This is a genomic window from Nitrosomonas communis, from assembly GCF_024102715.1.
Classification (GTDB): Bacteria; Pseudomonadota; Gammaproteobacteria; order Burkholderiales; family Nitrosomonadaceae; genus Nitrosomonas; species Nitrosomonas communis_B.
Window position 1 is genome coordinate 1 of sequence record NZ_JAGFJM010000002.1, and the last position, 19,067, is coordinate 19,067.

The window sequence follows — 19,067 nt, forward strand, 5'->3', positions numbered from 1 at the left end:
ACCTGTATCAGCTCATGCAGGGCAAAACAGTTATTGCCATTGCCCACCGCTTATCCACCATTGCCGCCATGGATCGACTCATCGTATTAGATAAAGGACGCATTGTTGAACAAGGCAGTCACGCTGAACTGCTCTCGCATGATCAACTCTATGCCATGCTCTGGAATCACCAGTCAGGAGGATTCCTTGGACAACTGAGCAGCTAGCAGAATAAAGGTAATCACGTTTAAAAAGTATCTCAAGAATTGATCAATATTCATAAAATTAACCTTATCTGATAGCAAAAATATTTTGACGAAACCTGAAACTCTGATAGGCTTGCTGTTAACTTCCAAAGCTAAGTTCTTTCGTGCATCAGTACGCAAGATTACCAATTTAGCTTTTAACTGAAATTCTCCGGAGGATCAGTATGAAAATAATAAAATTGGGACAGATAGTTTTTGGTTTCATATTCACAGCTATTCTCGCGATAAGCCCTGCATGGTCGACACCTGAGGAAACACCTCATCCCGGATTCGCATGGCAAAATGGCGCTGAAATCTATGCCAAGATTTGCGCTTATTGCCATGAAGCTCAAGTTGGACCGCCCATTCGCAATCGAGAACTGCCCCCGGCATATATTCGTGCAATTGTCCGCAACGGCAAGCGGGCCATGCCCGCCTTCCGTTCTTCAGAAATCGATGATGAATCGTTAGTCAAATTAGTTGATTTCATTTCAAAAAAAGAAACTGAACATTAAGGAGGTCGCCTACTATGGACGAAGCACGACGCAGCCTCATCAAAGGTATGTTCACTGGTGGAACGTGGCTAGCTCTGGGTTTACCTTCCATCGTTCCGGCCATACCCACCAATCAGCCTACTGCTGGCAAAGCCCGGAATTACAGGTTATTGCTGGGAAATACAGCCATCAACGAAGCATTCAACAGCGGTGCCAATGCTGCCTGGACCAGCTATACCCACAACCAGCAGGGCTTGTTACCAGTGACAAAATTAGAAACTGCAGTCCTGGCTAATCCGTTTGGTATAGCTGAAGTATTGCAACAATCTCCTGGTCGCTGGATTGCCATTATGGATGATGCCATCGCAGCAATCTTCACTGAATTGATCCGAAGTATTGATGGCCATCTGCTGTCGCTTGGTTTACATACGTATTCCGGCGATGACATGTCCCTGCCGCTTCGTCATGTGTGGACCACCGCATCCCCTGTATTCAGTGCAGGAGGATTATTGGCATCCAGGCTTGCCCAAAATCAGCATAGTTTTTCCATCGTCGAACATTTTCTCGCAGAGGCAGAAACGGCAAGCAATGAGGCAATAAGAGGCCAATCAATATCCTGCTTCCGGTCTTACCGGTCAGCCGAGCAAGCGACAGTGCAGCTCCATTGTGCAGGTATTTCCCCGGTCGAAGCAAGTACGCTACTGGGCTGGAAAACATCCACAAAATGGGAATCCGTACCTCCCCCACCAAACGAACGCTCAACTTTCCCCAACAACGCAGCAAATGATGCAGCAACTGAACCTTACCAAGGTACAAGCTGGGTAGAAGCTACCGGCTATGCCATTGCTGCTACTGCGCTTGGCATGGAAATGTTGCAAGAATCTTGCACTCGCCGTGCATTTGTATATGAATCAAGTCAAAGTAATCAGCATAGAGAGAGATCATCGCAAGGATTAGCGCAAACACATTTCGTCTCGTTCATAATGGACGTGTAAGGAGTATACAGAATGACCAGTCAATATATCGCATTACCCAAAGGCGTAGCCGAGCAAACTTTTGATGCGGCCATCAGCAGTTTCCGCAATGTGCTTGGTGATGCGGCTGTGCTCACGAGCGCAGAACAACTCGCACCCTACATCAAGACCATGATGCCGGTCCCCGATGCCAATCATATGCCTTCCGCAGCATTGCTGGCGACAACGGTCGAACAGATCCAGAAAATCGTTGCTATCTGTAATCAACACAAAGTGCCGATCTGGACGATTTCCACGGGGAAAAATCTGGGTTATGGCTCCGCAGCGCCAGCAGAACGCGGGCAGGTAGTACTTGATCTCAAACGCATGAACCGTATTCTCGAGGTCGATAAGGATTTGGCTTACGCCCTGGTTGAGCCAGGTGTCACCTATCAGCAATTGTATGATTATATCAACGAGCATAAGCTGGGATTATGGCTATCCATGCCCGCACCCACTGCCATTGCGGGGCCGGTCGGCAATACCCTGGATCGCGGGGTGGGTTATACCCCTTATGGCGAGCATTTTCTGTTTGCCTGTGGCATGGAAGTCGTATTAGCTAACGGCGAAGTATTGCGTACCGGCATGGGTTCGATGCCCAATTCCAATACCTGGCAGGTATTCAAATGGGGTTATGGTCCCTATCTGGATGGAATTTTCACACAATCCAACTATGGCATAGTCACTAAATTTGGTTTCTGGCTCATGCCGGCGCCACCGGCATTTAAACCTTTCGTTATTCAGTACCAGCATGAAGAAGATATCGTAGAAATTGTGGAAACGATCCGACCGTTGCGCATCAATGGCATCATTCCCAACGCGGTCGTCATCGCCCATGCATTATACGAAGCACCGGTAATAGCCCGACGTAGCGATTATGTCTCTGGGCCGGGTTCTATCTCGGATGAAGCTGTCCGTAAAATTACGAAGGATCATAAACTGGGAATCTGGAATGTGTATGCCGCGCTCTATGGCACTCAGGAACAAATCGACGTCAATTGGCAAATCGTCACACAAGCCTTTGGCCGATCAGGCAAAGCCAAGATCCTGACCGAACAGGAAATGGGCGATGATCCTGCATTTAATTACCGTGCCAAACTGATGCGCGGAGATATGACGCTCACGGAGTTCTCCTTGTATAACTGGCGCGGAGGCGGCGGCTCGATGTGGTTTGCGCCTGTTTCGCAAGCACGTGGCAGTGAAACACTCAAACAAATGGCTCTTACCAAGCAGATTCTTGCTAAATATGGATTGGATTATTCCGGTGAATTTATTGTCGGCATGCGCGACATGCATCATATCGTTGACGTGCTGTACGATAAAACCGATCCCGAACAAACGAAAGCTGCTTATCAATGTTTCGATGAACTGCTGACCGTATTCTCGGCGCAAGGTTACGGCACCTATCGCGTCAACACTGCGTTTATGGATAAAGTGGCAGAGACCTATGGGCCGGTGCAGCGGAATGTGCACAAAACACTCAAACATGCGCTGGATCCGAATGGCATTCTTGCGCCGGGAAAATCGGGAATTCGATAGTTTCTGCTGCATCAATTACCGATGGCACTGATACAAACGCATGCATAGAGAGGCGCTATAGCTCACAAAAAACAATCATTTTCAGTGGGAGGGCAAATGAAAAAAATCAAGGCAGCAGTAATTCGACAAAAAGGAGGACCTTTTCAGATCGAAGAATTGTTGCAAGAGGAGCCACGTTCCGATGAAGTACGCGTTCGAATCGTGGCCACTGGCATGTGTCATACTGATATGGTCGCACGCGATCAGCTCTATGATGTGCCGCTGCCAATTGTGCTTGGGCATGAGGGGGCGGGCGTCGTCGAGCAGGTCGGCAGCAATGTGAAAAAAGTAGCTGTTGGCGATCACGTCGTGCTGACCTATATGTGGTGCGGTCATTGCAGGCCATGTTTATCGGGTGATCTGACCTACTGTACGCATTTTTATGCGTTGAATTTTGATGGAGCACGCGAGGATGGCAGCACTTCAACCTCTGGAGCAGCCACTGCACAAGAACCGATTCACGATCATTTCTTCGGGCAATCATCATTTGGCACCTTTGCGCTGGCGCACGAACGCAACGTGATCAAAGTACCGAAAGACGCACCACTGGAATTGCTTGGACCGCTCGGTTGCGGTATTCAAACTGGCGCGGGAGCCGTTATGAACGCATTAAAAGTCAGCCCTGGCAGCAGTTTTGTAACATTCGGCGGCGGCGCAGTAGGATTGAGCGCCGTAATGGCTGCACGTGTTGCAGGCGCTACTACCATTATCGCTGCAGACGTAGTTCCAGCGCGCCTGACTTTGGCCATGGAACTTGGCGCAACTCATACGATCAACAGTCGCGAAACCGATCCAGTCGCGGCTGTTCGTGAAATTACGGCTGGAGGTGCTGATTTTGCACTCGAATCGAGTGGGCGCCCGACAGTATTACGCCAAGCCATTGATGCGCTGGCAATACGAGGGACCTGCGGTATAGTTGGCGCACCTGCCTTGGGGACTGAAGCTAGCTTTGATGTAAACGGCGTGATGACGACAGGAAAACGTATTATCGGGATCATTGAAGGTGACAGCAAGCCCGATCTTTTTATTCCTGCACTCGTTGCGCTTTACAAACAAGGAAGGTTTCCTTTCGACAAGCTAGTGAAGTTTTATCCTCTCGATCGAATCAATCAGGCAGCGGAGGATAGTGAGAAAGGTATCACCATTAAGCCGGTTATCCGGCTGCAATGACAAAATTCATGAAATTTCACTCAGTATACCGACTTTAGCCGATTCACCAGAAAATGCAAAGGAAAGAATCAGATCATAAGAAAAAATGGACCATCTCTTTTACTCCATACCAATTTCGACCAACTACCGATTAAGGGCAATGGTAGCACGGAAAGGGACCAAAGGTTTTACCTGACCTGAACTTTGCGCAGCAACTTGCGACAGGCATGAACCATATCAATGATCAATCAGTGAATGATTTACCCTATAATCCCCTCGGCAGCGAAAAGAATTCAGGTGTTGACCGCTTCAATGGTGTTTGAGCCATGGCAATATTCACGCCTGATCAATGGATCACCATTCAACATACGCTGTGTCACTATCCTGTCAATGCACAAACTGTTTTACCGGGGATGAAACCAAAAGTAGGCAAAACGATAAAATAGCAGCAAGACTACACGATTATACGATCTTTCAGTCGCTGCCATATTTGCAACGATCTAATTACTCATACCTTCAATAAGAAAAATAATGACACTTAAACTCCATATTATCATTTGCAGTACCCGACCAGGTCGGGTTGGACCATATGTTGCTAAGTGGTTCCATCACATGGCAATACAGCATGGTCAATTTGAAGCCATACTGATCGACCTTGCAGCATTCAATCTTCCTGTTTACGATGAGCCAGAACATCCTGTTCTCCAGCATTACCGGCATGAGCACACCAAAAACTGGGCCGCCAGCGTCAATACGGCAGATGCCTATGTGTTCGTTACTCCAGAGTATAACTTCGGCCCCCCTCCATCGCTTCTGAATGCACTGAACTATGTTTATAAAGAATGGAATTATAAGCCAGCCGGTATCGTCAGTTACGGTGGCGTTTCAGGAGGACTCCGATCCGCACTGATTGAGAAACTGACCTTGACTACCTTGAAAATGATGCCTATGGTAGAAGCAGTGTCAGTTCAAAATGTTTCCACTCTCATTGATGACAGCAAGAATTTCACACCTAGCGACCATCACATCAGCTCAGGCACATCTCTGCTCAACGAGCTGTACAAATGGGCACAGGCGCTTAAAACGATGAGAACATGATCTTGTATTTATTGTGTAGTTGTTACAGCGTAACGCTATCAATTCGACTATTTAATTTGAGGTATTTATTGCGAGCCTGATTAGAGCAATGATTACACTCTACTTTAATCAAAGAGGTAATGATCCATGGATTTTCCCGATTTTTATGAACTGGCTCCTGTCGTCCGGACGCGCGATCCATTTGCAGCCTTATTAGGTGCGGCACGTGATGGCATACTGGAATACCGTTATCTCGATGCGGTGCGGCTGGCCGGTCATTCATGCCCTACTGTTGCGGGTGCATTCCTCATCGGGCGCGCCGCCTTGCATGCACTCTACCCAGATGAGCCTGCCGAGCGTGGCGCGATTGCAGTGCATATGCCTGCGCCAGAGTGTGAAGGCACCACCGGTGTAATGGCGCAAGTATTGACATTATTGACAGGTGCAGCGGCCAGCAATGGCTTCCATGGCATACAAGGACATTTCAAGCGCATGGGCTTGCTTAGTTTTGCAGCGCAGCGGGAAGGAGAAGCCATACACTTTAAGCGCCTCGATAGTGGGACAAGTGTAGCCGTGGAACTCGACATTTCTTGGGTACCGGGTGACCCAGCGCAAAGCGGGCGCTTGATGGCCATCTTACAAAATCGTGCAGATGATACATTGCGTCGCGCCTTTGCCGATGCTTGGCAAGCACGCGTGCGCCGTTTGTTATTGGAATTCGCAGATGATCCACGGGTAATTCGCGTCAGGCCAGTATAATCACCGATATCAAGCAAAAGTTAATTCGTTTGATCGAGATATGATTCTCACCTGCTGCTGAATGGATTAATTCGTCATTGCTAAGCACCTCTTATCCACTTCTGTACGACCAGGCTGCCTATCATATCCCCTTCAACATTAACCATGGTACGAAACGCATCCAGCAAACGATCAACAGGCAGCAAAATAGCTACCGCTTCGGCGGGCAGACCTACTGCCTGCAACACCATCACCATGGTCACCATACCCGCGCTGGGAATGCCCGGTGCACCGATGGCGGCAAGCATGGCTATCAGGAAAACGATCAGCTGCTGCATAATATCGAGCTCAATGCCCACAAGATTGGCAACAAATAAAGCGGCAATCGCCTCGTATAATGCCGTTCCGTCCATATTCATGGTTGTTCCAAGGGGGATGACAAAGCCTGCCACATCGGGCTTGACGTGCAAATGCTGTTCCACACATCGCAAGGTGATCGGCATGGTTGCCGCACTGGAACTGGTTGCAAATGCGGTAATCAACGCTTCACGCGCGCCCTTCCAGAATTTAACAGGCGTCATGCCGGTCATTAAATAAAGGGTTAGCGGCAATACGACCAAACAATGAAATAATGTTACGCCAATAACAATCGCAATGAATTTAATCAAAGTGGTGAGCAGGGTGATATCCTGAGCAACGATCAATTGTAGCAACAATGCCATGATACCAAGCGGAGCAAGGCGCATGATCCAGCCCACCAGCATCAGTATCAGCTCGAGAAACTCTTTCATCAGAATGAGGATATTCTGATAACGTTCCCCACCGACCACCAGAGCAATTCCCAGTAACAATGCAAACACCACAATAGCAAGGATATGACCCTGAGCAAGTGCCGTTAATGGATTCATAAACAATGAATGCAGGAAATGCGCAAAAAACTCCGGCAACGACATCTGACTAACTTCGAAACCCTGTATGGCATCCTTAAACATTGTAATTTCAAGCCCTTCGCCCGGTCGGAATACATTCGCTACGGTCAGCCCAAGTAGAATGGCCAATGCCATAGTGAATGCAAAAAAACCAAGCGTGATTTGCCATACCCGATTCATTTGCTGATGTGCACGTAAATTGGCAACACCAACCACAATGGAGGTAAATACTAATGGGACAAGTACCATTTTCAATAAATCGATAAATAAAGTGCTGATCAGACTAGCGATATACAAACTATTCTGAGAAATGGACGAATCCCGATCCAGCATGGCAAGCCCAGCGCCCAGTAAAATACCACACAATGCACCCAACAAAATTTGCATATTGAGCGCTATTTTTGGCATGGAAGCCTCCGGTTTGCGGCTGGATATGATACGAATGAATTTAATTTAGTCTTCAGTCTCAATTTTCTACTTTTATGATACGTGTCCCGGCGAGCCGATCGTGCAAAAACTGCCGGTCACGATCGAAGAATGCCCATATAATCCCGAAACCAATGAAAGTAATACCGATCACAGCAAAGAGGTAACGCGTAATGGCTTGTCGAGTCGTGAGCTTGCTGCCATCGGCTGATACCACACGCATTTTCCAGGTTTGCATGGCCAAGGTTTGGCCACCATGTGTCCAGAACCAGATGAAATAAATTCCGGCAATAAACAACAAATAGAACTGAAATAGCGGTTTGAAATACACTGCCGTGGTATCACGGAATACAAAATGAAAAATAAAACTGGCTATAAACCAGACTGCAAGTAACAGCAGAGATTCATAAAGCATGCTTATTGCACGCCGCCAAAACCGAGGAGTCAAATTCATCATATCAGCTTACTAGGTTCCTATCACTGGAGCCATTTTTTTAATTTTCTAAGTTAATCAAAGATACTTCTCTTTTTCGAATGGCACATTGTATGACATTCCATCTGGTCCATTTCACTTTTTGCCTCGAGAATCAAACTGTTTAGTTGCCCCAAAAATAAAATTCTCAATGACCAATGATTGATAACTATTATCATTTACTTTAATATACAAACTAATTTCATTAAATTCTAACGAGCTCATTAAGTCGCTCAAAAAATTAAGATCCCTGCCCATCAATTCCAAATAAGACGCAACTTGACCAGACAATTTTTCCCGCTTGGAGGGCGTTAACTGTATGATTCATACAAAACGCAACTCGACTATTTCAATCATTTCTCTTAGCAGCTTACTATTTGTCCTCATTGTACATGCTGCCTTGTTCTATGGCATGTGGCACCATCGGTTTCCTTTGACGAGACCACAAACAATTACACTATCTGCCGAGTTAATCGTTCCGCCACAACCTCAGATTGAAGCACCTGAAGCGACAAAAGTTGATTTAAAAGCGGAGCATATACCCACCCCTCCAGAAAAACCCAAAGTTGTTAAAAAAACACAACCGCAGCCCAAACAGCGTCAGCTCGTTTCCAACGCTGCCGTTCTACCCAAAGAGGATTTTATTGCGCCTCCTCCAGAGCCAGAGCCCGTGCGTGAGCCTGATCCTGCACGAAAACAAGAAACCCAAACTGTAGCAGCCGCCCGCCCAGAACAAATGCAAACAGGTCCTGTTACGCTCTCATCTGAATTATCCGTATCCTGCCCAGAGTTAAGTGCTCCGGATTATCCTGCCCTTTCGCGCAAACTGGGTGAAGAAGGTAAGCTCACGCTACAAGTTGAACTTGATGAATCAGGCCGTATCAGCAATACGCGCATCATCAACAGCAGCGGCTATTCTCGTCTGGATAATGCAGCGCTAGCTGCGGTAAAAACCTGGCGCTGCAGACCTGCAGTACGCAATGGTCAACCCGTACGGGCTATCGCCTTGCAACCTTTCAATTTTGTAATACAAGGAAATTAATATAATGGAAGAAAATCTTGGTTTTTCTCATTTTCTAGCCCAGATCGATCATGTAGGGATGAGTGTACTCATTGTGTTGCTCTCCCTTTCAGTTGCCAGCTGGTATTTAATTATTACAAAGAGTGTCAGCAACCTTATGGCCACCCGGCGTGCCAACGCTTTTCTAAAACGATTCTGGGAAGTCGATTCCTTGCAAGAATTAAAACTGGAAATGAAAAGTACTTCCACCGACAATAATGCATTTGCGCATCTCGCAAAATTGGCGGTCGATGTCACGGCTGACACACATAAGCATGGCTTAGAGAAGTTAGCCATGGCAGGCGGCGCAAGTGATTTTTTGACACGCACTCTACGCAATGGCATTGATCAGGAAGCAACGCGCATTGAGAGCGGCCTCACCATCATCGCATCAGCGGGTTCAGCTGCGCCTTATATCGGATTGTTTGGTACTGTTTGGGGAATTTATCACGCACTGATTCAAATTGGCATTTCGGGACAAGGAACATTGGACAAGGTAGCCGGGCCTGTGGGCGAAGCTTTGATCATGACCGCGCTGGGATTAGCCGTTGCCATCCCAGCAGTATTGGCCTATAACGCCTTCGTCCGGCGAAACCGGCTGTGGATGGCAAAGCTGGATGCGTTCGCGCATGACTTATTCACTATCGTCACAGTTGGCAACAAAGTAAGCGACAGTATCAAAACCTCGGCGGTGGAAAATCATGCTTCTCAATTAATGTCTCCTGTGAAGACAGTATCAGCACTTGAAGGGAGGCAATAATGGCATTTGGTAGTTCAGGCCGCTATCAGGGACAAACAACAATGTCTGAGATCAATGTAGTCCCGCTGGTGGACGTCATGCTTGTTTTGTTGATTATTTTCATTATTACTGCGCCGTTGCTCACCCATTCGGTAAAAATCGATTTGCCTAAAGCAGCGAGCAACCCTAATACAACGCAATCCGAACACATTGAATTTGCTATTCGTGCAGATGGCAGTTTCTTCTGGGATGGCGAAACTATCACACTGGAACAACTGGCGCCACGCTTTGCGCAATCAGCACAAAACTCTCCTAATACTGAGCTGCATATCCGTGCTGATAAAGATACACAATATGAACACGTGGCACGCGTCATGAGTATTGCAGCTAAAGCTGGATTAACAAAGATCGGTTTTATCACGGATCCCACACTCGAATAAAGAACACCAGTCAGATTTTGCTACCGCTGTGCTAGCGGATCGTTCCAGTAAAACCTTTATTCTGTGCGGTGAACTTGTCGCGTCGCTAAGCAACTGGCTTGGCATTGGCCTTCGACAAGCTCAGACCGGGCGGCATTTTTGTAAATATCATGCCGGAACGATCCACTGATATGCTAGTTATGAAAGATAGCCTACACTTTTTTATTATCCTGCCATCTGCTAGCGTACTGCAAATCATCGCTGCAAGTTCCCTGAGTTATCACTCCTCTCCTACCTCAGCCGGTTATATGAAACGGTCTCTAATCAATACTAACCCATTAAGATTACCCAAAAATCACTACTGATTTGATACAAATAGCTCAACAGTCGTTTAAAAAAGACAGTGTCATTCAAATCGAACCACTACGCGAGAAAACTTACATTGTTGATAGTCAGATACAGATAATCAGCGCAATCAGGCGATAAATTTTGATTCAACACGTATTATCAACGACGTTATAATAGTCATTCAGATATCGTCCTATGACGACAGTAACATATATTCGCCAGCACTCTTGGCGTAGCGTAATTTAAGCACTTCAGGCCTAAGAACAAAATGGCGCTTTATTTTTTTATAGGCTGAAAGTTTTGCAGTTTTTACAAATTCACTTATGCAACTGCGCTATCACTTCTGTTAAAAACTAACTTCTTGCGTACAAATTTTTTCTCAGTGATTAAATCCTATTTGCTTTCAAAGTAGATACTAATTTAGAACTATATGCTTTCAGTCAATTTAATTTTGCAACAATCTCAAAAAAATCAACCTAGTTACCTCAAAGTTTGCAGCAGAAACTTACGCAGGGTTTCCATCATGTTCTTTTTGAGTTAACATTGCGCCCCATGACCAAATATGTCTTTGTGACTGGCGGTGTGGTATCTTCCTTAGGTAAAGGCATTGCCGCAGCCTCGTTAGCAGCTCTCCTAGAATCCCGTGCTATTAAAGTAACGATGCTAAAACTGGATCCTTATATCAATGTCGATCCAGGCACGATGAATCCTTTCCAGCATGGGGAAGTTTTTGTCACTGATGACGGCGCCGAAACCGATCTCGATCTAGGACATTATGAGCGTTTCATCAGTACAAAAATGACCCGACGCAATAATTTTACGACTGGTCAAATCTATGAAAGTGTCATTCGTAAAGAGCGACGAGGAGATTACCTTGGCGGCACGGTGCAGGTTATTCCCCACATTACCGATGAAATCAAACTTTTTATCCATAATGGTGTCAATGATGCCCAAGTCGCCATTGTAGAAATTGGTGGCACTGTTGGCGATATTGAATCTTTGCCTTTTTTGGAAGCAATCAGACAAATGGCTGTGCAACTTCCGCGCCAGGATACCTGCTTTATCCACTTGACCTTATTACCGTATATTGGCTCAGCAGGAGAATTAAAAACCAAACCCACACAGCATTCAGTAAAAGAGCTAAGAGAAATTGGGATACAACCTGATGTATTGCTCTGCCGTGCCGACCGTTTACTTCCACAAGAGGAACGACGCAAAATTGCCATGTTCACCAACGTACGAGAAGAAGCAGTAATTTCAGCAATTGATGTCGATAGTATTTACAAAATACCTGCATTGCTGCATGAGCAGATGTTGGATGAGATCATTTGCCACAAACTGAATATTCTGGCGAAATCTGCTGATCTTTCAGTCTGGAAAAAACTTGTTTATGCCCTGGAACATCCTCAACACCAGGTCACGATTGCATTAGTTGGAAAATATGTCGATCTGACTGAATCTTACAAATCCTTATCAGAAGCGATGATACATGCCGGCATTCATACCTGCAGCAAGGTAAACATATGCTATATCGATTCAGAAGATATAGAAAAAAATGGTACAGACTGTCTTAAGGACAAGGATGCTATTCTGGTTCCGGGCGGCTTTGGCAAACGCGGCGTTGAGGGAAAGATAAACGCCATCCATTTCGCTCGTGTCCATCGTATTCCCTATCTGGGCATATGCCTTGGTATGCAGCTGGCTGTGATTGAATATGCACGCAATGTGCTTAAACTGAAAGGTGCGCATAGCACAGAATTCAATCCCAACACCCCCTACCCCGTACTTGGTTTAATCAGCGAGTGGCGTACACGCGAGGGTCGCCTTGAGAAACGTACAGCAAAGACAGATCTTGGAGGCACTATGCGTCTAGGTGGGCAGGAATGCACCCTTAAAACAGGTTCGCTGGCAAGAGAAATTTATGGTGCGGACAAAATTATTGAACGTCATCGTCATCGCTATGAAGTCAATGCGGAGTTTATTCCCCGACTAGAGCAAGCGGGACTGCAAATAAGCGGCTTATCTTCAGAAGAAAATTTATGTGAAATGGTCGAGTTGTCGCAAACTGAACATCCCTGGTTTGTTGCCTGCCAGTTTCATCCGGAATTTACTTCGACTCCCAGGGTGGGACATCCTTTATTCAAAGCTTATGTTAAAGCTGCCCTTGATTTTGCCAGCAAACGTGCCGGATCAGCAATAAAAAGTGCCGATTAATTAAAGGATGCTATCTGAATCGTTACCATGTGCTTTATAACTTCGATTATGATTGATCATACTACCTTTCATGAATAATCAAATCACAAGAAATAATTGATTCATCTATACATAAATAATCTTAACAATAATATTTAAGTGAAATAACTACAAGGAAAGTCGCATGAGTGCAATAGTGGATGTAATCGCCCGTGAAATTTTAGACTCCCGTGGCAACCCGACCATTGAAGCAGATGTATTGCTTGAGTCTGGTGTGCTTGGACGCGCATCAGTTCCTTCAGGTGCGTCTGTTGGCACTAAAGAGGCGGTAGAGTTACGCGATGAAGATAAACAGCGTTATTCAGGAAAAGGCGTATTAAAAGCAGTTGAAAACATTAACACCGAAATCTCAGAAACCATTATGGGATTTGATGTTTTTGAACAATCTTTCATCGACCAGACACTGATTGATCTGGATGGCAGCGAAAACAAATCAAGACTAGGTGCTAACGCCATTTTGGCCGTTTCATTGGCAGTGGCCAAAGCAGCTGCTGAAGAATCTGGTCTACCGCTCTACCGCTATGTGGGGGGTATTGGCGCGATGTCCCTGCCGGTCCCCATGATGAATCTGATCAATGGTGGTGCACATGCCAATAATAATCTGAATATGCAGGAATTCATGATTATCCCATTGGGCATGCAAAGCTTTCGTGAGGCAGTCCGTTGCGGTGCTGAAATATTTAATACACTCAAGGCGCTCATCAATAAAAAAAATATGTCCACAACCGTTGGTGATGAGGGAGGATTCGCGCCTAATCTGATGAATAATGAAGAAGCACTCAAACTTATCGTACAAGCGATTGATCAGACAGGATATCTGCCAGGCTCAGATGTTGCAATTGGCGTAGATTGCGCGAGTTCAGAGTTTTATAAAGATGGAAAATATCATTTAGAGTCTGAAGGACTCAGTTTGACCTCTGCTCAATTTGCCGATTATCTCGCCAGTTGGGTAGATAAATATCCGATCCTCAGTATTGAGGATGGCATGAGCGAGCACGATTGGGACGGCTGGGAGGTACTTACCAGTAAGCTAGGCAAGCTGGTGCAGCTCGTTGGCGATGATGTATTCGTTACCAATACCAAAATACTGCGGGAAGGAATCGCACGGGGTATTGCTAATTCGATACTGGTAAAAGTCAATCAAATTGGCACGCTGACAGAAACCTTATCCGCTATCGAAACAGCAAAATGTGCCGGTTATACTGCCGTGATATCCCATCGGTCAGGCGAAACTGAAGACACAACGATTGCTGATATTGCAGTCGCAACCAATGCGCTGCAAATTAAAACTGGCTCACTGTCCCGTTCTGATCGTTTGTCAAAATATAATCAGCTGCTGCGTATTGAAGAAGATCTTGGCGATATGGCCAAATATCCAGGTCGGAGAGCTTACTATCAATTAAAGTAATGAAAAAACTAGCTTTAACGCTTGTTATATTGATTGCTCTGGCGCAATATCCGTTATGGTATGGCAAAGGAAGCTGGTTGAATGTATTTGAGATAGATCAACAAATTACTGCACAGCGCCAAATCAATCAGAAATTACAGAACCGAAATACTGTCCTGGAAGCAGAAGTGAATAATCTCAAGCAAGGACTCGACGCGATTGAAGAGCTTGCCCGGAATGAATTGGGCATGATACGAAAAGATGAGGTTTTTTTCCAGATTCTGGAGAACAATGAAGAAATGACTCATAAATAGAACGACAATAAAGTTTGACAGAACGTTATTGGTTAATAAGTTCTTGCTTTAGGCGGAAATGAGTCTACCGTCAAAGGCTTCAAACGGACCGGTTTGTAGTCGATACGCTGCTCTTCTTTGAAAAATAAAGTATGCTTGAGCCATTTGTCATCATTACGCCCAGGAAAATCATCGCGAGCGTGGGCGCCACGGCTTTCGCAACGAGCCTCAGCGGATACCATCGTGGCGATTGCGACTTCGATCAGGTTATCAAGCTCTAATGCTTCAACACGGGCAGTATTGAATACTTTGCTTTTATCTTTGATTTCCGTTTGCGCGACGCGCTCCGCCACTTCACTGATTTTTTCCACTCCCTGCTGTAACATGTCAGCAAAACGGAATACACCACAATATGTCTGCATTGTTCTTCGAAGTAGATCGCCTACATGCGCGACATTTTCGCCATCTTTCTGATTATCTAGACGCGCTAAGCGCATAAGCGATTTATCAGCAATATCATCGGACAGTTGTTTATGGTGAGGATTGCGTTTCAAATCTTCAATGATTTGATTACCTGCAGCGCGTCCGAACACGACTATATCCAGTAGTGAGTTCGTCCCCAGCCGATTTGCGCCATGCACGGAAACGCAGGCACACTCGCCTACCGCATAAAAACCTGGCACAACTTCTTCCGGCCCTGTTTTATAAGGTGCGACCACTTGGCCGTGGATATTGGTCGGAATTCCGCCCATCATGTAATGAGCAGTTGGAACAACCGGTATAGGCTGTTCAATGGGGTCGACATGAGCGAATTTAATGGCAATCTCACGTATTCCGGGTAAGCGCGATTTAATTACCTCGGCACCCAGATGATCGAGTTTCAATAAAAGGTGATCCGCGTTTGGACCACAACCCCGGCCTTCTTTTATTTCAGTAGTCAGAGCACGCGATACCACATCACGGCTAGCCAAATCTTTGGCATGCGGTGCGTAGCGCTCCATGAAACGCTCCCCATCCTTATTGAGCAGATAGCCGCCTTCTCCGCGCACGGCTTCACTGATCAGCACACCCACGCCATGCACGCCAGTAGGGTGAAACTGCCAGAATTCCATATCTTGCAGCGGGATACCGGCACGCGCAGCCATGCCAAGTCCATCGCCGGTATTAATAAATGCATTGGTACTTGCCTGAAAGATGCGCCCCGCCCCCCCAGTAGCAAATAATGTCGCCCTTGCTTGCAGAATCATGATCTCACCCGTCTCCATTTCCAGAGCGGTTATACCAAGCACATCGCCCTGCTGATCACGAATGAGGTCTAATCCCATCCATTCAACAAAAAACTGGGTATTGACACTCACATTACGCTGATAAAGCGTATGCAGCATGGCATGGCCAGTGCGATCAGCCACTGCGCAGGATCGTGTCGCCAGCGTGCCACCAAAATTCTGCGAATGTCCGCCGAAAGGACGTTGATAAATTTTGCCATTCTCTAGCCGATCAAATGGCATGCCATAGTGTTCCAGCTCGTAAACGACTTCAGGTGCTTGTCGGCACATGAATTCAATCGCATCTTGGTCACCCAAGTAATCCGATCCTTTTACTGTGTCATACATATGCCAATGCCAATTATCCTCGGTAACATTACCCAGAGAAGCGGCAATACCACCTTGGGCAGCGACTGTATGTGAGCGCGTTGGAAATACCTTAGACAGTACGGCTACTTTTAGACCGGCTTCTGATAATTGCAGCGCGGCTCGCATTCCTGCTCCGCCTGCACCAACAATCACGACATCAAATTTTCGTTTAGTGATGGTCACATTAACCCCACAAAATTTCAGCAAACCAAATAAGATAGAAAAATAATGAAATGATAACTGCTATGTGTATCGTCAGACGGATATTTGCGGCATGAATGTAATCCATCAATACATTACGCACGCCTACCCAGGCATGCCAGCAAAGGCTGATAAAAAATAAAAAAGAAGCGATTCTCATCCACTGATTGACAAATAATGCTTTCAGCGCAGCATAATCAAAAATTTGGTAGAAGCTGATTAGAAACATCAGTAGCAATACATAGATCACCATCAATACCGCGGTAATACGCTGAATTAACCAATCCCGTAACCCATAGTGCGCCCCGGTGATAATGCGATTTGTCTCTTTCACCATAACCAAACTCCAGCAAACACAGTTAGAATAAAACCTGCTATCAAAACTAACTTGCTGCTGAGACGTGCTTGTTCCAAAGAACTGCCATAATGCAAATCCAGCGCCAGAAACCGGATACCAGCAAAGAAATGATGTAAAAAAAACCATAGTGACAGCAATAATGCGCACTTAACAAGTGGATCATTCAATATCAGCCGGATCTCAGTGAAGCTCTCGGGCGATTCCAATAGCCTCTGTAGGCTGTATAGTAACAAAGGAATCCCCGGGAAAAACAATAGCACCCCACTGACGCGATGCAAAATAGAAACCTGGGCTGGCAATGGCTGCTTAATCTTAAAAAGATTTAGATATTTAGGTCGCTTTCTTTGAAGTTTTGTTTCCATAGCATTTAGCGAATCACGGTATACTTTTTTAAGTATCTGACAAAACTAACAGCTCAGTATTGAGTCTAGTTTAATCTGTTATACCGTGTCGCACAACGGCAATTAGGGAATTACCAATCAATTGACGTACCAAGCAATCTACTCCACGCTTACTCTGCATGGCTGATTTCATACCACCAAAGCCTCAGCCATGTACAAGTTTTCCATTTAATACGCTAGAAATCGAATTGCACGCGTGTCTCAAATATATCCAGATTGGCATTATTGAAGCCTGCGCTGCGCGCATCCGCCACCCCGCCTGTGTTCACATCAAGCACATGAATATAGTTGGCCATCGCACGCACATGCGACAACGGATACCAGTTCAGGCCAAATTTTATGGTATCAGCCTTGCCACCGCGAACATTGCCATCGTTCAGGTTAATATAGTCATAGCCGGCAGCAATCTCCCAGGCGCCCCAGCCGCCTTTCATATCAAAATTGCGGTTGGGTTTGATCCGTCCCCAGGCGCCGGTTTCTTTGCGGTAAGTACGGGATTCACCCGTCAGGAAATAGCTGGCATAACCATAGTAACCAAAGAGCGATTCACCACTATACCCTGTGCCATGAATATCGGTCTGGATATATTCACCCTGCAGGGAGAAAGGTCCATACACTAGCGCCATTTCAGCGCCAAAACGATTGTAGTTATCAATAATGCGCGAACCGGGGGCGTCCAGATTACCCAGCGTCAAATTGCTGGTATTCAGGATACTTGTCCGGTCTACGTTGGTTCCAGGAAAGGCGACAAATGACATGCCGCCATTGTTGAATTGGCCGTTTGCACGAAATTGACTGTTTACCACGGTATGGCCGCCTGAGCCACCGATGTGGAAAAATTTGCTCTCACTTTCCTTCCATGGCAAAAACGAGATCCTGCCTATCACTTCCCAGCTGGTATCACCCGAGCCGTTATTCCGGCTGTTATTACCATTCGGATTCACCGAAGTGGCGGCGCTGGACCAGCTACCCACCGGTTCAGTCTGGAAAGCAATGCCGGCCTGGAAGCGCTCTTCTGCCCAGTTAGCACCAATACCGGTTTTATAGGTATTGGGGTTATCAACAAAAGTATTGACGATCATGTTCCGTTCGATGAAGGTAAGAAAACGGTTACTGGTCGCTTCTTCCAGACTGAACGGTTCCTTGAATGAGCCCACTTTGAGCGAGAAAGGGCTGCCGGGATAAGTCCAGCGCAAAAAGGCATCGGTAATGCCTGATGTGACCGAGCCGTTGCCGCGGCTGAAATCGTACTCAAACTTGTAAAACCAGTCCTTGTAGAGGGTGCCTTCCACTCCCAGCCGGGCTCGGCGGATATTCGCTCCGCTATTTAATTCATTTGGAGTGGAAGCACCGCTGGCGGGCAGAACGTCATTGGTAATATTGTATTGTGAGTCGACTTGAAGACGGCCATCGATGGCTGCCGTAAAATTGCCATCGGCAGATTCAAAATGCAGGCCAGGTCCGTATTTCGCCTTGACCTTCTCAGTCTCCTTGACACGTTCTTCCAGGGCGGTAATCGCGTTGGTTTTTTGTGCCAGTTCTTCCCGAATTGCAGTCATCTCAGCCGAACTTGCCGGCGCTGCCCGAGCGGCGGGTTCAGGTGCCGTTGCTGGCGTGCTCGCTTGCTTATCTTCCACCCGAACAAATGATCCCAGGTGCTCCCGCCCCGCGCCAGCTTCGGTATAAATCTGTTTGGTCTTGGTGTCGACGTAAAGATCCAGTGCCAGCGCGTCGGCAGCAGCCCCCGCACTCAGTGCAAGTGAAAATGCGAATGCCTGTTTGGTTAATTTCATAGTCTGCCCCAAATGAGTTGTCAGTAATTGGGACAGAATGGTAGAAGAGCAATATTACAGTTTTATGACAATTGTGACATT

18 protein-coding genes and 1 pseudogene are annotated in these 19,067 nt (G+C 46.4%); 13 read left to right on the top strand and 6 right to left on the bottom strand.

Annotation, left to right across the window (positions count from 1 at the left end):
- From J5I83_RS00025 to J5I83_RS00055, 7 genes and pseudogenes are all read left to right on the top strand, one after another.
- Positions 1–206 (top strand): annotated as a pseudogene (locus J5I83_RS00025) (ABC transporter ATP-binding protein); the annotation flags it as partial.
- A gap of 203 nt (positions 207–409) precedes the next feature.
- Entirely contained in the window at positions 410–739 is a 330-nt protein-coding gene (locus J5I83_RS00030) for a cytochrome c (protein ID WP_304052282.1), read from the top strand.
- Positions 740–753: 14 nt separating this feature from the next.
- Complete coding sequence (locus J5I83_RS00035) at positions 754–1,713, top strand: hypothetical protein (protein WP_304052284.1); 960 nt, start codon at positions 754–756, stop codon at positions 1,711–1,713.
- 12 nt (positions 1,714–1,725) lie between these two features.
- The gene (locus J5I83_RS00040; protein ID WP_304052286.1) at positions 1,726–3,270 is read left to right on the top strand and encodes an FAD-binding oxidoreductase; all 1,545 of its coding nucleotides are present in this window, start codon (positions 1,726–1,728) and stop codon (positions 3,268–3,270) included.
- 96 nt (positions 3,271–3,366) lie between these two features.
- Positions 3,367–4,479: an NAD(P)-dependent alcohol dehydrogenase gene (locus J5I83_RS00045; RefSeq protein WP_304052288.1), complete on the top strand. Its 1,113-nt coding sequence runs from the start codon at positions 3,367–3,369 to the stop codon at positions 4,477–4,479.
- 510 nt (positions 4,480–4,989) lie between these two features.
- The gene (locus J5I83_RS00050) at positions 4,990–5,556 is read left to right on the top strand and encodes an NAD(P)H-dependent oxidoreductase (RefSeq protein WP_304052290.1); all 567 of its coding nucleotides are present in this window, start codon (positions 4,990–4,992) and stop codon (positions 5,554–5,556) included.
- Positions 5,557–5,682: 126 nt separating this feature from the next.
- The gene (locus tag J5I83_RS00055) at positions 5,683–6,294 is read left to right on the top strand and encodes a hypothetical protein (protein WP_304052291.1); all 612 of its coding nucleotides are present in this window, start codon (positions 5,683–5,685) and stop codon (positions 6,292–6,294) included.
- A gap of 80 nt (positions 6,295–6,374) precedes the next feature.
- Here J5I83_RS00055 and J5I83_RS00060 read toward each other — a convergent pair whose 3' ends face one another.
- Entirely contained in the window at positions 6,375–7,610 is a 1,236-nt protein-coding gene (locus J5I83_RS00060; protein ID WP_304052293.1) for a dicarboxylate/amino acid:cation symporter, read from the bottom strand.
- A 58-nt stretch (positions 7,611–7,668) separates the two neighbouring features.
- Positions 7,669–8,085, bottom strand: a complete 417-nt coding sequence (locus J5I83_RS00065) for an RDD family protein (RefSeq protein ID WP_304052294.1) — start codon at positions 8,083–8,085, stop codon at positions 7,669–7,671.
- Between the two features lie 334 nt (positions 8,086–8,419).
- Here J5I83_RS00065 and J5I83_RS00070 point away from each other — a divergent pair, with 334 nt between their 5' ends.
- From J5I83_RS00070 to ftsB, 6 genes are all read left to right on the top strand, one after another.
- Positions 8,420–9,142: an energy transducer TonB gene (locus J5I83_RS00070; RefSeq protein WP_304052296.1), complete on the top strand. Its 723-nt coding sequence runs from the start codon at positions 8,420–8,422 to the stop codon at positions 9,140–9,142.
- A gap of 4 nt (positions 9,143–9,146) precedes the next feature.
- Positions 9,147–9,920, top strand: a complete 774-nt coding sequence (locus J5I83_RS00075; protein ID WP_304052297.1) for a MotA/TolQ/ExbB proton channel family protein — start codon at positions 9,147–9,149, stop codon at positions 9,918–9,920.
- Positions 9,920–10,339, top strand: a complete 420-nt coding sequence (locus J5I83_RS00080; RefSeq protein WP_304052298.1) for a biopolymer transporter ExbD — start codon at positions 9,920–9,922, stop codon at positions 10,337–10,339. The genes J5I83_RS00075 and J5I83_RS00080 overlap by 1 nt, the downstream gene beginning before the upstream one ends.
- Positions 10,340–11,218: 879 nt before the next feature.
- Positions 11,219–12,880 carry a CTP synthase gene (locus J5I83_RS00085; RefSeq protein WP_304052299.1) on the top strand — a complete coding sequence of 554 codons (1,662 nt, stop codon included), beginning with the start codon at positions 11,219–11,221 and terminating at the stop codon, positions 12,878–12,880.
- Positions 12,881–13,043: 163 nt separating this feature from the next.
- Positions 13,044–14,327 carry a phosphopyruvate hydratase gene (eno, locus tag J5I83_RS00090; protein ID WP_304052301.1) on the top strand — a complete coding sequence of 428 codons (1,284 nt, stop codon included), beginning with the start codon at positions 13,044–13,046 and terminating at the stop codon, positions 14,325–14,327.
- Positions 14,327–14,620: a cell division protein FtsB gene (gene ftsB / locus J5I83_RS00095; RefSeq protein WP_304052303.1), complete on the top strand. Its 294-nt coding sequence runs from the start codon at positions 14,327–14,329 to the stop codon at positions 14,618–14,620. Before eno ends, ftsB begins: the two co-directional genes overlap by 1 nt.
- A gap of 32 nt (positions 14,621–14,652) precedes the next feature.
- Here the strand turns inward: ftsB and sdhA are convergent, their stop codons facing one another.
- The 4 genes from sdhA to J5I83_RS00115 form a co-directional block, all read right to left on the bottom strand.
- On the bottom strand, positions 14,653–16,416 hold the full coding sequence (gene sdhA, locus J5I83_RS00100; RefSeq protein WP_304052305.1) for a succinate dehydrogenase flavoprotein subunit: 1,764 nt from the start codon (positions 16,414–16,416) through the stop codon (positions 14,653–14,655).
- A gap of 1 nt (position 16,417) precedes the next feature.
- Entirely contained in the window at positions 16,418–16,771 is a 354-nt protein-coding gene (sdhD, locus tag J5I83_RS00105; RefSeq protein ID WP_304052309.1) for a succinate dehydrogenase, hydrophobic membrane anchor protein, read from the bottom strand.
- Positions 16,765–17,154: a succinate dehydrogenase, cytochrome b556 subunit gene (gene sdhC, locus J5I83_RS00110; protein ID WP_304052310.1), complete on the bottom strand. Its 390-nt coding sequence runs from the start codon at positions 17,152–17,154 to the stop codon at positions 16,765–16,767. The genes sdhD and sdhC overlap by 7 nt, the downstream gene beginning before the upstream one ends.
- A gap of 215 nt (positions 17,155–17,369) precedes the next feature.
- Complete coding sequence (locus J5I83_RS00115) at positions 17,370–18,986, bottom strand: OprO/OprP family phosphate-selective porin (RefSeq protein ID WP_304052312.1); 1,617 nt, start codon at positions 18,984–18,986, stop codon at positions 17,370–17,372.
- Positions 18,987–19,067 lie beyond the last annotated feature (81 nt).

Coding starts and splice junctions, on each gene's coding strand:
- J5I83_RS00030 (WP_304052282.1), top strand. CDS start 410: ATGAAAATAATAAAATTGGGACAGATAGTTTTTGGTTTCATATTCACA.
- J5I83_RS00035 (WP_304052284.1), top strand. CDS start 754: ATGGACGAAGCACGACGCAGCCTCATCAAAGGTATGTTCACTGGTGGA.
- J5I83_RS00040 (WP_304052286.1), top strand. CDS start 1,726: ATGACCAGTCAATATATCGCATTACCCAAAGGCGTAGCCGAGCAAACT.
- J5I83_RS00045 (WP_304052288.1), top strand. CDS start 3,367: ATGAAAAAAATCAAGGCAGCAGTAATTCGACAAAAAGGAGGACCTTTT.
- J5I83_RS00050 (WP_304052290.1), top strand. CDS start 4,990: ATGACACTTAAACTCCATATTATCATTTGCAGTACCCGACCAGGTCGG.
- J5I83_RS00055 (WP_304052291.1), top strand. CDS start 5,683: ATGGATTTTCCCGATTTTTATGAACTGGCTCCTGTCGTCCGGACGCGC.
- J5I83_RS00060 (WP_304052293.1), bottom strand. CDS start 7,610: ATGCCAAAAATAGCGCTCAATATGCAAATTTTGTTGGGTGCATTGTGT.
- J5I83_RS00065 (WP_304052294.1), bottom strand. CDS start 8,085: ATGATGAATTTGACTCCTCGGTTTTGGCGGCGTGCAATAAGCATGCTT.
- J5I83_RS00070 (WP_304052296.1), top strand. CDS start 8,420: ATGATTCATACAAAACGCAACTCGACTATTTCAATCATTTCTCTTAGC.
- J5I83_RS00075 (WP_304052297.1), top strand. CDS start 9,147: ATGGAAGAAAATCTTGGTTTTTCTCATTTTCTAGCCCAGATCGATCAT.
- J5I83_RS00080 (WP_304052298.1), top strand. CDS start 9,920: ATGGCATTTGGTAGTTCAGGCCGCTATCAGGGACAAACAACAATGTCT.
- J5I83_RS00085 (WP_304052299.1), top strand. CDS start 11,219: ATGACCAAATATGTCTTTGTGACTGGCGGTGTGGTATCTTCCTTAGGT.
- eno (WP_304052301.1), top strand. CDS start 13,044: ATGAGTGCAATAGTGGATGTAATCGCCCGTGAAATTTTAGACTCCCGT.
- ftsB (WP_304052303.1), top strand. CDS start 14,327: ATGAAAAAACTAGCTTTAACGCTTGTTATATTGATTGCTCTGGCGCAA.
- sdhD (WP_304052309.1), bottom strand. CDS start 16,771: ATGGTGAAAGAGACAAATCGCATTATCACCGGGGCGCACTATGGGTTA.
- sdhC (WP_304052310.1), bottom strand. CDS start 17,154: ATGGAAACAAAACTTCAAAGAAAGCGACCTAAATATCTAAATCTTTTT.
- J5I83_RS00115 (WP_304052312.1), bottom strand. CDS start 18,986: ATGAAATTAACCAAACAGGCATTCGCATTTTCACTTGCACTGAGTGCG.